Raw genomic sequence first — 14,304 nt, 5'->3', positions numbered from 1 at the left:
CCATGCGAACACTGGTCCTGCTCCGCCACGGCGAGAGCGAATGGAACGCGGAGAACCGGTTCACCGGCTGGGTCGACGTCGGCCTGACGGCGCGCGGCGAGGAACAGGCCCGGCATAGCGGCCGGTTGCTCCGCGAGACGGGACTGCTCCCGGACGCGCTGCACACCTCGGTGCTGACCCGCGCGGTGCGCACCGGCGCGCTCACCACGGCGGCGGCCGGCCGCCCCGGCGTACCGGCGACGCACCACTGGCGGCTGAACGAACGTCACTACGGCGCGCTCCAGGGCCGCGCCAAGCACGAGACGCTGCGCCGCTACGGCGAGGAGCGGTTCCGGCACTGGCGCCGCTCGTACGACGGCACCCCGCCGCCGATCGCACCGGGCGACCCATGGGACACCTGCGACGATCCCCGCTACGCGCACCTGCCACCCGCCCTGCTGCCGCGCACCGAGTCGCTGGCGGACGTCACGGAACGCCTGCTGCCGCACTGGCGCGACGCGGTCGTGCCCGATCTCCGCGCCGGGCGTACGGTCTTGGTCGTCGCCCACAGCAACTCCCTGCGGGCACTGGTCGCCCACCTGGACAGACTCGGCCGCGAGGAGGTGACGGCACTGAACATCCCGACCGGGAACCCGCTGGTCTACGGCCTGGACGAGGACCTCCGACCGGTCCTGCGCGGGGGTCGTTACCTCGGTCCGGGCGCCGCCGCGGCCGCCGCGGAGGTGGCCGGGCAGGGGCGCGAACCCAGTGCGACACAGCGTTGACGGGCTTTCACGGTGGACTTATGGTTCTACCAATCTGCCACCCACTCAGCCCACTCAGTGATGTGAGAGCCGAACCACGAAGGGCCGACGCATGGCCAAGGACGCGATCGTCAACGAGAAACTGGCGGCCAAGTTCGCCACGGAGAAGGAATCCCCCTACACCCGCTGGGTCGCCGCCGAAGGGCTGGACATCATCGCCGCCCACTACGTGCCCGACCTGCGCACGGTCGAGCTGAAGCCGTGGGAACGGCGCGGCGGGCGCGGCGTGTTCATCAACCACGAGGCCACCCGGACCTCGAACGACTGCTACGTGTGCGAGATCCCGGCGGGCGGGAGGCTGGCGCCCCAGCGGCAGCTGTTCGAGGAGATGATCCTCGTCCTCGACGGACAGGGCTCGACACGGGTCTGGAACGACGCCGGCGCCGAGGTCACCTTCGAGTGGCAGGGCGGGTCGATCTTCGCGATCCCGCTCAACGCCCACCACCAGCACTTCAACGGCTCCGGCCGGAAGACCGCACGCTTCGTCTCCTCCACGAACCTGCCGCCGGTGATCAACCTCTACGGGGACGCCGACTTCGTCTTCCACACCCCCAGGGACTTCACCGACCGCTTCGCCGGCGAGCCGGACTACTTCTCCCCCAAGGGCGAGCAGAAGGGCCTGCTGCTGGACACCAACTTCGTCGCGGACGCGGTCAACCTGCCGCTGGTCGAGGCGAAGGAGCGCGGTGCGGGCGGCGGTCACATCCGCTTCGCGATGGCCAAGGGCTCGATGAACAGCCACATATCGCAGTTCCCGACCGCCACCTACAAGAAGGGCCACCGGCACGGCCCAGGCGCCCACGTGATCATCCTGTCCGGCGAGGGCTACAGCCTGATGTGGCCCGAGGGCGAGGAGCCGCGGCGCTACGAGTGGGGTCCCGGCTCGCTGATCGTGCCGCCCAACATGTGGTTCCACCAGCACTTCAACACCGGCCCGGAACCCGCCCGCTACCTGGCCTTCAAGCACGAGGTGGTCTCGGTGCGCAACGCCCAGGGCGTGCCCAAGGCCTGGATCAGCCGGCGCATCGGCGGCGACCAGATCGACTACGCCGACGAGTCGCCCTTCGTGCGCGAGACCTTCCGCGAGGCACTGTCCAAGCACGGCATGGAGCCACGGATGGACGCCGTGTACGAGGCGGAGATCGCCACGCTGCCGCCCGCGCCGACCGGGGAATCCGTCTCCGCCTGACGACCGACACAGCCAAGGAGCGGGAACCGTGCGGCACTCCGGTGACCACAGCGACGACGACGGGGTGCGCACGGTCCACTCGGCGCACACCCCCGCCCACGACCACGTGCACGACGACGACGTGGCCGGCGCCCTGGAGGACAACCCGATCTGGCGGCAGGACAACGTCACGCTGCACAGCGTCGGGATGGACATCGGGTCGTCGGGCACCCAGGTGGTCTTCTCCCGGCTGCACCTGCGCCGGATCGGGGAGGACCTGACGAGCCGGTACCTGGTGGTCCGCAGGGACACCGTGTACCGGTCCCCCGTCGAACTGACCCCGTACGCGAGCGCCGAGCACATCGACGCCGGTGCGCTCGGCGCGATCATCGACAAGGCCTACCACGACGCGGCCGTGGACCCCGCGGACGTCGACACCGGGGTGGTGATCCTCACCGGCGAGGCGCTGCGCCGGCGCAACGCGGAGGCCGTCGCGGGCGTGCTGGCCGAGCGCGGCGGCGAACTGGTGACCGCGACGGCGGGCCACCACATGGAGGCCATGCTCGCCGCGTACGGATCGGGCGCGGCGCAGGCCTCCTACGACCGCGGACAGCGCATCCTCAACGTCGACATCGGCGGCGGGACGACCAAGCTCGCCGTGGTCGACCGCGGGCAGGTGGTGGCCACCGCCGCCGTGCACGTCGGCGGGCGGCTGCAGGTGACCGACGAACGGGGCCGTCTCGTACGGCTCGATCCGGCGGGCCGCCGGCACGCGGCCCGCGCGGGGTACGGCTGGGAACTCGGCGACACCGTGCAGGACGCCGAGTCCGAGCGGGTGGCGGAGACGATGGCCGACGCCCTCGTCTCCCTGCTGACCGCTCCCGGCGATCCGCCTCCCCCGGACGCCGGCCGGCTGTACCTGACCGATCCCCTGCCGGACGCCGGTCCCTTCGACGGGGTGATGTTCTCCGGCGGCGTCGCGGAGTACGTGTACGACCGGGAGCGGCGGGGGTTCGGCGACCTCGGCCGCCCGCTCGGCCGTGCGCTGCGCCGCCGGGTCGAGGACGGCGCGCTGCCCTTCCCGCTGCTGCCGCCCGGCGAGTGCATCCGCGCCACGGCGCTCGGGGCCTCGGAGTACAGCGTCCAGCTCAGCGGCAACACCGGGTGCGTCACCGATCCCGGTGCGCTGCTGCCACGCCGCAACCTGCAGGTGGTCAGGCCGGTGTACGAGCTCGGGGAGACCGTCGACCCCGAGGCGGTCGCCGCCGCGGTCCGCCGCCGGCTGGTCGCGCTGGACGCGGGGCGCGACGACGCCGACGTCGCCCTCGCGATGTCGTGGAGCGGGCCGCCGGGCCACGACCGGCTGCTGCCCTTCGCCCGCGGCATCCGCGACGGCCTGGCGGAACGCATCGACCGCGGACTGCCGGTGTACGTGATGCTCGACGGGGACGTCGCCATGACGCTCGGCCGGCTGCTGCGCGACGAACTCGACGTGGCCGTGGACGTGCTGGTCGTCGACGGGCTGAACCTGCGGGACTTCGACTGGATCGACATCGGGCGGATGCGCCACCCGTCCGGCACGGTGCCGGTGACGATCAAGTCCCTGGTGTTCGGCGAGGACCCCTACCAGGGGGGCTTTGCCGACGCTTGACGGTGCGTCAACCCCGACCGGTAACAATAACGTAACATCCAAGTCCGATGGTTAGACCATAAGACCTAACCTCCTGTTTCATGCAGGGACAGACCCGGCTACCGGAAGGTGACACCGATGTGTGACAGCGGCCGGCCGGGCCGGCGGACCGAAGGGCCCGGCGGCCACCGGGCGTCGTCCCCGACCGGCCGCCACCGGTCGTGAAGGACCCGTCCCGCTGACCGCGGGCCCGCCCCCGGTCCCCTCCCCCCACGGCTTTGCGCTCATCCGACTGCTCTTGACGACCCCGTCCGGCTTTCGTCCAAGGAGTGTGCGATGCGTCATGGTGCCCTCACCGCCGGCCTCCTGGCCGCCGGCCTCGTCCTCGCCGGCTGCGGCTCCGCGCCCACCACGACGGGGGCGGGCGGCCCCGCACCCGAAGGGGCCGACCCCTACGCCGACTACGCCGCGCTGACCGGCAGCCGGCGCACCGAGAAGCTGCTCGCCGACGCCCGCTCCGAGGGCGGGGTGCTGGACCTCTACACCTCCAACACCGACATCCAGGACCTCGTCGACGGCTTCGAGAAGGCCTACCCCGCCATCAAGGTCCGGGCGTTCCGCGCCAACTCCGAGACCGTCCTGCAGCGGGCGCTCCAGGAGAACCAGGCGGGCAAGCCGCAGAACGACGTCGTGGACACCAACGACCTGGAGCTGCGCGCCCTGGACTCCCAGCACCTGCTCACGCCCTACGACGGGCCGGCCGAGCAGGGTCTGAGGGACGCCGCAAAGGAGTTCGGCGGCTGGACCGCCGAGCGCTTCAACGCCTTCGTCGTCGGCTGGAACACCGACCAGGTCCCGGCCGGCCAGGAGCCGAAGGACTTCGCCGACCTCGCCGACCCCCGGTGGAAGGGCAGGCTCTCCGTCGAGATCGGCGACTGGGACTGGTACGCGTCGATGCACACCTACCTCACCGACGAGAAGGGCATGAGCCCCTCCGCCGTCGACGACCTCTTCCGGCGCATCGCCGCCAACGTCAAGGTCACCAAGGGCCACACCGTGCAGGGCGAACTGCTCAGCGCGGGCCAGTTCTCCGTGGCCCTGTCCGTCTACTCCCACACGATCGACAAGGCCGCCCGCAAGGGCGCGCCCGTGACGTACAAGCCGGTCGTCGAACCGGTGATCCTGCGGCCCAACGGCGTGGGACTGATGGCCCACCCGCGCCACCCCGCCGCGGCGCTGCTGTGGACCGACTGGGTGCTCAGCGAGGGCCAGAAGGTCATCGCCGGGTCCCTGCGCATCCCGGCCGCGAAGGCCGTCGAGGGCTTCAAGGACCCGATCCCGCCGGGCACCACCACGTACAGCCTCTCCAAGACCGCCGAGACCGACAGCAAGAAGTGGAACGACGCCTACGACGCGCTGCTGCGCGGCGTCCCCGCGACCGGCTGACCGCACACCCACACCCCCTCTCGCACCCTCGATACAGGAGAGCTCCACATGAGGACCCGCAACTCGACTCTCGCCGTGGCCGGACTGCTGGTCGCGGCCGTCACCACAGGGTGCGGCGGCGCCGTCCCGGGCGCTTCCAACAGCCAGGCCGAGTCCGTCTACTCCCAGATCGCCGGGCTGCCCAAGGAGCAGCAGGTCGCCAAGGCCAGGGAACTCGCGGGGAAGGAAGGGAGAGTGCTCTCCCTCTACACCTCGATGACGGCGGACATCGCCACCCCCATAGGCAAGGCCTTCGAGAAGAAGTACGGCATCCACGTCAGCGTCTTCCGCGGCAACTCCGAGACGGTGCTGCAGCGCACGCTCCAGGAGGAGAAGGCCAACCGGCCGGGCGCCGACGCCGTCGAGACCAACTTCCTCGAGATGACCGCGCTCGCCGACAACGGCTACCTCGTCAAGTTCAACGGCTCCGCCCTCGACAAGGTGGAGAAGGCCGGCACGTTCGACCAGTGGACGGCCAGCCGGCTCAACGTCTTCCAGCCCGCCTGGAACACCGAGCTGATCAAGCCCGCCGACGAACCGCAGAGCTGGGAGGACCTGGCCCGGCCCAAGTACAAGGGCAAGATCACCCTGGAGCTCAGCGACAGCGACTGGTTCGAGAACGTCACCAAGTACTGGCTGGCGCACGGCAAGACCCAGGCCGAGGTCGACACGCTCTGGAAGCAGATCGCGGCCAACTCCAAGGTCGCCAAGGGCCACACCACGATGATGCAGTTCCTCACCGCCGGCCAGACCCCGATGGAGGCGATGAACTACACCTACATCACCTACCGGGCCACCCAGGAGGGCGCCCCCGTCACCTACCTCCCGCAGGGCGGCGTGTCGAAGATCCCCGCGTTCGCCCGGCCCAACGGCGTCGGCATGATCAAGGGTGCCCAGCACCCCGCCGCCGCCTGGCTGTTCTACCACTGGCTGCTCACCGACGGGCAGAAGGAGCTGGTCAAGCTGGGCCTGACCCCCTCCACCAAGGTGCCCGGCGACAAGAGCCTCGACGGCCTCACCCTCGTCCCCTTCGACGTCGAGGGACTGAGCAAGGACGACGGCAGCTGGGACAAGAAGTACGACGCGCTGCTGCGCGGCGCCGCCACGGTGGGGAACTGACCGCCGATGACCCTCGTACCCGCACCCGCCGCGTCCCGGGACGACGACCGGGCCCCCGGGACGGACACCGTCCCCGAGCCGGCCGGCACCGCCGGACCGGGCCGCCTCGCCCGGCTGCTGAGGCGTCCGCTGTCCCTGCAGGGCCTGCTGGTCGGCGCGGCCGTCGTGATCGTCGGCTACCTCGCCGTCGTCCCGCTGGGCTACCTGGTCCACGACACCTTCCTGAGCGCCGACGGCGCGGGGGTGTCCGTCTCGGCCTTCTCCCGTGCCTACGGGGGCAACTCGCAGGCCGGCTCGATGATGCTGAACTCGCTGTGGTTCGCCTTCGGCTCGGCCGCGCTCGCCCTCGTGCTCGGCACCGTGCTCGCCTACGTCCAGGTGCGCACCGACACCCCGTTCAAGGGGCTGTTCTTCGCCGCCTCGCTGGTACCGCTCATCGTGCCCGGCATCCTCTACGCCACCTCCTGGATCTTCCTCGGCGACCCGTCGAGCGGCGTGCTCAACTCCCTGGTGTTCAAGCCCCTGTTCGGCACCACGCCGATCAACATCTTCAGCGTGTGGGGCATGATCTGGGTGCAGGGGCTGCACCTCGCCCCCGTCGCGTTCCTGCTGATGGTGGCCGCCTTCCGGGCGATGGACCCCTCGCTGGAGGAGTCGGCCGCCATGTCGGGGGCCGGCCGGCTCACCGTGCTGCGGCGCGTCACCGTCCCGCTGCTGCGCCCGGCGATGATCTCGGCGGCGCTGCTGATGTTCGTGCAGTCGCTGGAGAGCTTCGAGGTGCCCGGCCTGCTCGGACTGCAGAACGGCATCTACGTCTTCACCAGCCGGATCTACTTCGTGCTGCGCTCCTACCCCGCCGACTACGGTGCCGCCGGGGCCTACGCGATCGGCCTGCTGGTCATCGCCGCGGCGGGGGTGCTGGTCTCCGGCTGGCTGCAGCGCTCCTCGCGCAACTTCCAGACGGTCACCGGCAAGGCGTTCCGGCCCCGCCCGGTGGAACTGGGGCGCGCCCGGCCGTTCGTGGGCGCCGCCGTGATCGGCTACTTCCTGCTCACGGTCGTCCTGCCGGTCGCCGTCCTGGTCTACGCGAGCCTGCTCAAGTACTACACCGCTCCCTCCCGGAAGACGTTCGGCTCGATGACGCTGGACAACTACCGCGAGGTCGCCGACATGCCGCTGGCGTTCACGGCGCTGAAGAACTCGCTCATCGTCGGGGTGGGCGCCGCGACCGTGGTCATGGTGCTCACCGCGATCGTCTCCTGGGTCGTGCTGCGCACCAAGGCGCCGGGCCGGCGGCTGCTGGACCTGCTGGCCTTCACGCCCATCGTCATCCCCGGCCTGGTCCTGGGCCTCGCGCTGTCCTTCGTCTACCTGCGGATGCCGCTGCCGATCTACGGCACGCTGCTCATCCTGCTGGTGTCGTACTGCACGCGCTACCTGCCCTACGGCATGCGCTACGCGTCGTCGGCGATGGCCCAGATGTCGCCGGAACTGGAGGAGTCCGCGGCGGTGTCCGGGGCCTCGTGGTTCCAGACCTTCCGGCGGGTGCTGCTGCCGCTGATGAGCAGCGGCATCCTCGCCGGCTGGGTCTACATCCTGGTGGTCTCCTTCCGGGAGTTGTCCAGCACCATCCTGCTGTACAGCCCGGGCAAGGAAGTGCTGTCGGTGCTGATCTGGGAGCAGTTCGAGAACGGCCAGTTCACCACGCTCGCCGCGCTCGGCGTCTGCATGGTCGTGCTCCTCGTCCTGCTCGTCTCCATTGCCTACCGTCTCGGCGCCCGCTTCGGGCTGCAGGGCGACTCCGCGAACTAGCGATAGGAATCACAGGGATGCTGACGGTCGAATCCCTCAAGAAGAGCTACGAGGAAACCGGGGGACGCGCCTCCCGCCGCAAGGCCGCCGAGGGCACGCGGGTCTACGCGGTCGGCGGGGTCGACTTCGAGGTCCACGACGGCGAACTGTTCACGCTGCTCGGCCCCTCCGGGTGCGGCAAGACGACGACGCTGCGCTCGGTCGCGGGCCTGGAGCGGCCGACCGAGGGCCGGGTCACCCTCGGCGGCCGGGTGCTGTTCGACGCGCGGCAGGGCGTCAACCTGCGCGCCAACCGCCGCGGCTTCGGCATGGTCTTCCAGTCGTACGCCATCTGGCCGCACATGACGGTCTTCAAGAACGTCTCGTTCCCGCTGGAGGTCATGCCGCGCGCGAAGCGCCCGGGACGGCAGGAGATCGAGGAGCGGGTGCAGCAGGTCCTCGAGGTCATCGAGCTGGGCGCGTACGCCGGGCGGCCGGCCACCAAGCTCTCCGGCGGCCAGCAGCAGCGCCTGGCGCTGGCCCGCGCCCTGGTGACCCGGCCCGAGCTGATGCTGCTGGACGAACCGCTGTCCAACCTGGACGCCAAGCTCCGCGAGTCCATGCGCTTCGAGCTGAAGCGGCTGCAGCGCGAGCTGAACCTCACCGCGATCTACGTGACCCACGACCAGTCCGAGGCGCTGGTGATGTCGAACCGGATCGCGGTGATGAACGAGGGCCGCATCGAGCAGATCGGCAAGCCCCGCGAGATCTACACCAAGCCGGCCACCCGCTTCGTCGCCGAGTTCATCGGCACGTCCAACTTCATCGAGGCGAAGGTGGTGGGCGTGGACGGCGACGAGGTCGTGGTCGACACCGCGCCGGGCAGGCTGGTCGCCCGGAAGGTGGAGCGGGTCCCCTCGGTGGGGGACACGGTGCTGATCTCGATCCGCCCGGAGTGCGTCGACCTGTCCACCGACCGGCGCGGCGACGTCCCCAACGAGCTGTCCGGCCGGGTGCTGACCCGCGCGTTCATGGGGGACGTCGTCGACCACATCGTCGGGGTGGGGGACCTGGAGATCCGCAACCGCTCCAACCCCAACCTGTCGATCCCGCCGGGCACCGAGGTCCACTTCTCCATCGCCCCGGACAAGGTCACCCTGGTCCCGGTCGACTGACCGATGGCGATACCCGAGGTACTGCGCAACCGCGACTTCGACCTCTACTGGGGCGGCGTCGTCCTCTCCCAGATCGGGACGAGGGGCGCCGTCGCCGCCAACCTCTACCAGGTGTACGAGCTCACCGGGTCCACCGCGCAGGTGGGCCTGGTGGGTCTGGCCCAGGCCGTGGCGCTGCTGCTGCTCTCCCCCGTCGGCGGGATCTACGCCGACCGCCTCGACCGGCGCAGGCTGCTCCAGGCGACGCAGGCGCTGGCGCTGCTGGTCTCGGCGGGCCTGGCGGCGCTCACCCTGACCGGTGCCGCGACCGTGGGGACCGTCGTCGTGTCGTCGCTGCTCGCCACGGCCGCGGCGACCTTCGACCAGCCGGCGCGGCAGGCGCTCATCCCCGCGATGGTGCCGCGCGACCGCCTGGTCGACGCCTTCGCCCTGCTCAACCCCTCGCGGGAACTGGCGATCCTGGTCGGGCCCGCCTTCGCCGGTGTGCTGATCGCGCTGGGCGGACCGGGGGCGGTGTACGTCTTCGACGCCGTGACGTACGCCGTGCTCGTCGTCGTCCTCGCGCTGCTGCGGGTGCCGCCGCTCGCGGTCGACGGCAGGCGGCGGCCCCTGCTGGAGAGCCTGCGGGAGGGCGTGGGCCACGTCTCCGGGCGGCCGGTGGTCTGGCAGTTGATGGGGCTGGACCTGGCGGCCACCGTCTTCGGCGCGTACCGGGTGCTGCTGCCCGCCTTCGCCGCGGACGTCCTGCACGTCGGCGCCACCGGGTACGGGCTGCTGTCCGCCGCCCCCTCGGCGGGCGCTCTGATCGGGTCGGCGTGGGTGTTCCGGCTGGTGCGCACGGCCCGGTCGGGTCGCATCGTGCTGTGGGGCACGGCCACGTACGGGCTGGCCGTCGTGGGCCTCGCCCAGGCACGGGTGTTCCCCGTGGCGCTGCTGGCGGCGGTCGCGCTCGGCGCCGCGGACGCGGTGGCGACCACGGTCCGCCACGCCGCGGTGCAGTTGGAGACCCCGGACGAGCTGCGCGGCCGGGTCTCGGCGATCTACCAGATGTGCTCCCGGGGCGGACCCGCGCTCGGTGACACGGCGATGGGCGCCTTCGCCGGCGCCGTCGGGCCGGTGGCCGCGCTCACCGTCGGCGGACTCGTGCCCGCCCTCGCCTCCGGGCTCAGCGCGGCACGCAGCCGTACCGTCCGCGAGTACAGCGTGGCCGGGGCCACCGGCTGACCCGCTCCCCTGTTCCCTTCCCCGCGCGTACGTGCAAGCGCACGTCGGCGCTTCGTCCGTCCACTCCAGTCGGGAGGCACGTTGAGTACCCGTACCACCACCGGGGTCACCCATTACCACGTCCAGAAACGCCGCCGGGCCGAGTTCATCGAGCGATGGCGGGACAACCACCGCACCGTCGTCGCCCTGGATGACGTCACGATGCACCCCACCGCACGGGGCAGCCGGGTCGGCGTCTACACCGGCGCCGACGGCGACCGACCCACCCGCACCATGGACGCCCTCGCCCACGAGTTCGAGCCGGGGACGACGACCACCGTGCACCGGCACTCCTGGGACGCCATGGTGTTCGTCGTCGCCGGGCACGGCTGGACCGAGATCGACGGCGAGCGCGTCGACTGGGGCCCCGGCGACTCCCTCCACCTGCCCGCCTGGTCCTGGCACCGCAGCGGCAACGACGGCGGCACGACGGCGCGTTACCTGACCTTCTCCAGCGAACCGCTGCTGGAGACCATGGGCATGGCCGTCATCGAGGACGCGGGGCACACCCCCGTCGCCGAACTGCCGCCGCGCCCGCCGTACTCCCCCGGCCACGACGGCGCCGACCCGTACGCCGCCCGCCTGCGCCGGCTCGCCCGCGACCAGGAGGCCCGCCGCTCCGGGCGGCTGCACACCGCCTGGGACGAGCTGGAGCTGCGCAACACCCCGCGCGGCACCCGCACCACCTTCCTCCTGGACCGGGCCATCGGCTACCAGGCGTCCGGCATCACGATGGCGATGTTCGAGATCGGCCCGGGCCGCGCCCAGTCGATGCACCGCCACCCGGGCGAGGCGTGGCTGTACGTCGTGGAGGGCAGCGGCGAGAGCTACCTGGGCACCGAACCCGAGGGCGGGGAGCGGCACCCGTGGAAGAAGGGCGACATCATCGTCGTCGACCACTTCCTGTGGCACCAGCACGTCAACACCGATCCGGAGCGGACGGCGAAGGTCGTACGGATCCACATGTTCGACAGCCTGCTGGAGACGATGCGGGCGCTGTGCGATCCGCTGGTCCTCTTCGAGGAGCCGCCGGACCACATCCGCGACGCGCAGGCCGGCGACCCCTCGACCGTCGAGTGGCCGGCGCTCGAACGCCCCACCTGGCCGTGAGAGGGGAGCGCACGCGGTGACCACCGCACTGCCGCACGGCGTGGCCGGGATCCACGCCCTGCCCGCCGACCACCACGACGGGCCGTGGGACTCCGTGATCACCGACCCACGGGTCAAGGAGCGGCTGCTCGCGACCGCCGTCCTCGTGCTCCGGCACGGGCGGCGGCTCGCGGGCTCCCCCGTGGCCCCGCACGGGCTCGTGGTGCTCGCCGGGCCTCCGGGCACGGGCAAGACGACGCTCGCGCAGGGCGTCGCCCAGGCCGCGGCCCGGACGCTCGCGCCGCACGGCGCGACCACCCTGGTGGAGGTCGATCCGCACGCCTTCCCCAGCGAACTGCTCGGCGAGAGCCAGCGGGCGGTGTCCCGGCTCTTCCACGACACCCTGCCCGAGCTGGCGGCCCGCCGGCCGCACACCTTGGTGCTCGTCGACGAGGTCGAGGCCCTCGCGGTGCGCCGGCACGCCGCGTCCTTCGACACCAATCCGGTGGACGTGCACCGCGCCACCGACGCCGTCCTCAGCGGCCTGGACGCGCTGCGGGCCCGGCGTCCCGGGACGCTGCTGGTGGTGACGACCAACTTCGCCGAGGCGGTGGACGACGCCTTTCTGTCGCGGGCCGACCTGGTCGTGCGCACCGCGCTGCCGGACGCGTCGGTGGTGCCGCTCATCGTGGCCGATTCGCTGCGCGCACTGGCCGCGCAGTGGCCCGAGTTGCGGCCGCTGGCCGAGGATCCGGCGGTGCACGCGCGGGTGGGCAAGCTGCTGACGGGCCTGGACGGGCGGCGGATCCGCAAGACCGTGCACGGCGCGCTCGCGCTGCGCCTGGAGACGGCGCGTGACCCCGCCTCGCTGCGCGTCGAGGACCTGCTCGCCGCCGCGGAGGAGGCGGCGGCCGGGGCGGAGGCGGGGCCGGCGCGGCGCCCCTGAGCCGGGGTCCCGGGCGGTCCGGGATTCAGGCCGGCGTCGCCGGGGGTTCCCCGCGCTCTGCCCGGCGTTCACCCGGGCGGAGGAGTGTGCCGGAGTCCGTGCATAAACCACCCGTTCGGGAGAGCCGCCGTGTGCCAGCCTGGATCCCGTGAACACCGTCACGAACCGTCCCCGACCCCGCACGGGACGGGCGCCGGGACGTCCGGCCTGGGCCGCCGGGCCCTGCTGATGGCGAGCGGGATCGCCGGCGCGGCGGGCGCCCTGACGCTCGCGCCCGTCACCTTCGCCGAGGCGGCCGAGGCCGGTGCGCCCGAGGGCGGCGAGGTCACCAAGGTGATCACCGGTCACCTCGGCACCGGAGTGGCCGACTTCGTGTACCTGCCGGTCGAGGTCCCGCGCGGCGTCCACCAGATCTCGGTCTCGTACACCTACGACAAGCCGTCGGTGCCGGCCGGCACGCCGGGCAACTCCTGCGACATCGGCGTCTTCGACGAGCGCGGCACCGCGCTGGGCGGCCGGGGCTTCCGCGGCTGGTCGGGCGGGGCGCGCACGTCGTTCGTCGTCAACAGCGACAGCACCACGCCCGGTTACCTGCCGGGGCCGGTGAACCAGGGCACGTGGCACATCGTGCTGGGCCCCTACCAGGTCGCCCCGCAGGGCATGGAGTACTCGGTGAGCGTGACCCTGCGGTACGGCGCCCCGGGGGCGCCCTTCGTGCCGTCCTATCCCGCCGAGCGTGCCAAGGGCCGCGGCCGGGCCTGGTACCGGGGCGACGCGCACCTGCACACCGTGCACTCCGACGGGAAGCGGCTGCCGTCGGAGGTGGCGGCCGGGGCACGGCAGGCGGGCCTGGACTTCATCGTCTCCACCGACCACAACACCTCCTCGGCGCACGGCGTGTGGGGCGAGTACGCGGGACCCGACCTGCTGATCGTCACCGGCGAGGAGGTCACCACGCGCAACGGCCACTGGCTGGCGCTGGGCCTGGAGCCGGGCACGTGGATCGACTGGCGCTACCGGGCCCGCGACGACGCGTTCTCCCGCTTCGCCCGCCAGGTCCACCGCCAGGGCGGACTCGTCGTCCCGGCCCACCCGTACTGCCCGTACGTGGGCTGCCAGTGGAAGTTCGGCTACGAGGACGCCGACGCGGTCGAAGTGTGGAACGGCCCCTGGACCTACGACGACGAGTCGGCGGTCGACACCTGGGACGCCATGCTCGGCACCGCGATGCGAACCGGGAACGACTGGCTGCCGGCCGTCGGCAACAGCGATGCCCACAGCGTCCCGCAGGTCATCGGCCTGCCGCAGACGGTGGTGTACGCCGAGGACCTCAACCGCAGGGCCGTGCTGACCGGCATCCGCGAGGGCCGGACGTACGTCGCCGAGTCCTCCTCGGTGACCCTCGCCTTCACCGCCACCGGCGGCGGCCGGCAGGCCGGCATCGCGCAGACGCTGCGGCTCCGCGCGGACGCGCCGGTCGACGTGCGCCTGGAGGTCTCCGGCGTCCCGAACGGCACCGTACGGTTCATCACCGACGAGGGCCAGATGCACCAGGAGTCGCTGGACGCGAGCGGGTCGGGCACGGTCGTCTGGCGCACCACCGCCTCGCTCGCAGCGTACGTGCGGGCCGAGGTGCGTCACCCCAAGGCCGACGGCACGCCCGGCAAGGGCAACACGATGGCCCCCGACCTGCAGTGGGGTGCCATGGCCGCGCTGACCAACCCCATCATCCTGCGCCTGAAGGACTGACGTTCGGGCGCTCCGGCCCCGTGGCCGCCCCGGCCCCGCACCGCCTCGTGCGCGGTGCGGGGCCGGGGCCGTCGTGCGTGGTGGGC

Annotated in this window: 11 protein-coding genes; all 11 read left to right on the top strand. The window is 72.0% G+C overall.

What is annotated here, in order from left to right; genetic code table 11:
• The first annotated feature begins 2 nt into the window (after positions 1–2).
• A complete protein-coding gene (locus OG937_42235) occupies positions 3–764 on the top strand; it encodes a 2,3-bisphosphoglycerate-dependent phosphoglycerate mutase (protein WUD77865.1) in 762 nt (253 codons plus the stop codon).
• A 91-nt stretch (positions 765–855) separates the two neighbouring features.
• Positions 856–1,992, top strand: a complete 1,137-nt coding sequence (locus tag OG937_42230; protein ID WUD77864.1) for an ethanolamine ammonia lyase-activating protein — start codon at positions 856–858, stop codon at positions 1,990–1,992.
• A gap of 28 nt (positions 1,993–2,020) precedes the next feature.
• Positions 2,021–3,622, top strand: a complete 1,602-nt coding sequence (locus OG937_42225; GenBank protein WUD77863.1) for an ethanolamine ammonia-lyase reactivating factor EutA — start codon at positions 2,021–2,023, stop codon at positions 3,620–3,622.
• Between the two features lie 315 nt (positions 3,623–3,937).
• Positions 3,938–5,047, top strand: coding sequence for an extracellular solute-binding protein (locus tag OG937_42220; GenBank protein WUD77862.1), 1,110 nt, complete (start codon positions 3,938–3,940; stop codon positions 5,045–5,047).
• Positions 5,048–5,095: 48 nt separating this feature from the next.
• The gene (locus OG937_42215) at positions 5,096–6,205 is read left to right on the top strand and encodes an extracellular solute-binding protein (protein ID WUD77861.1); all 1,110 of its coding nucleotides are present in this window, start codon (positions 5,096–5,098) and stop codon (positions 6,203–6,205) included.
• A 6-nt stretch (positions 6,206–6,211) separates the two neighbouring features.
• The gene (locus tag OG937_42210) at positions 6,212–8,017 is read left to right on the top strand and encodes an iron ABC transporter permease (GenBank protein ID WUD77860.1); all 1,806 of its coding nucleotides are present in this window, start codon (positions 6,212–6,214) and stop codon (positions 8,015–8,017) included.
• 17 nt (positions 8,018–8,034) lie between these two features.
• Positions 8,035–9,171 carry an ABC transporter ATP-binding protein gene (locus OG937_42205; protein ID WUD77859.1) on the top strand — a complete coding sequence of 379 codons (1,137 nt, stop codon included), beginning with the start codon at positions 8,035–8,037 and terminating at the stop codon, positions 9,169–9,171.
• A gap of 3 nt (positions 9,172–9,174) precedes the next feature.
• On the top strand, positions 9,175–10,395 hold the full coding sequence (locus OG937_42200; protein ID WUD77858.1) for an MFS transporter: 1,221 nt from the start codon (positions 9,175–9,177) through the stop codon (positions 10,393–10,395).
• An 81-nt stretch (positions 10,396–10,476) separates the two neighbouring features.
• On the top strand, positions 10,477–11,544 hold the full coding sequence (locus OG937_42195) for a cupin domain-containing protein (GenBank protein WUD77857.1): 1,068 nt from the start codon (positions 10,477–10,479) through the stop codon (positions 11,542–11,544).
• A 16-nt stretch (positions 11,545–11,560) separates the two neighbouring features.
• Positions 11,561–12,469 (top strand): AAA family ATPase, encoded by a 909-nt coding sequence (locus tag OG937_42190; GenBank protein WUD77856.1) that lies wholly within the window; start codon positions 11,561–11,563, stop codon positions 12,467–12,469.
• A gap of 228 nt (positions 12,470–12,697) precedes the next feature.
• Positions 12,698–14,218: a CehA/McbA family metallohydrolase gene (locus OG937_42185; GenBank protein WUD79053.1), complete on the top strand. Its 1,521-nt coding sequence runs from the start codon at positions 12,698–12,700 to the stop codon at positions 14,216–14,218.
• Positions 14,219–14,304: the final 86 nt, after the last annotated feature.

This window comes from Streptomyces sp. NBC_00510 (assembly GCA_036013505.1).
Classification (GTDB): domain Bacteria; phylum Actinomycetota; class Actinomycetes; order Streptomycetales; family Streptomycetaceae; genus Actinacidiphila.
This window is presented reverse-complemented; position numbering and strand designations above follow the sequence as displayed.

Bases quoted from the DNA above. Each gene is read 5' to 3' on its own strand.
- OG937_42235 (WUD77865.1), top strand. From the start codon at position 3: ATGCGAACACTGGTCCTGCTCCGCCACGGCGAGAGCGAATGGAACGCG.
- OG937_42230 (WUD77864.1), top strand. From the start codon at position 856: ATGGCCAAGGACGCGATCGTCAACGAGAAACTGGCGGCCAAGTTCGCC.
- OG937_42220 (WUD77862.1), top strand. From the start codon at position 3,938: ATGCGTCATGGTGCCCTCACCGCCGGCCTCCTGGCCGCCGGCCTCGTC.
- OG937_42215 (WUD77861.1), top strand. From the start codon at position 5,096: ATGAGGACCCGCAACTCGACTCTCGCCGTGGCCGGACTGCTGGTCGCG.
- OG937_42210 (WUD77860.1), top strand. From the start codon at position 6,212: ATGACCCTCGTACCCGCACCCGCCGCGTCCCGGGACGACGACCGGGCC.
- OG937_42205 (WUD77859.1), top strand. From the start codon at position 8,035: ATGCTGACGGTCGAATCCCTCAAGAAGAGCTACGAGGAAACCGGGGGA.
- OG937_42200 (WUD77858.1), top strand. From the start codon at position 9,175: ATGGCGATACCCGAGGTACTGCGCAACCGCGACTTCGACCTCTACTGG.
- OG937_42185 (WUD79053.1), top strand. From the start codon at position 12,698: ATGGCGAGCGGGATCGCCGGCGCGGCGGGCGCCCTGACGCTCGCGCCC.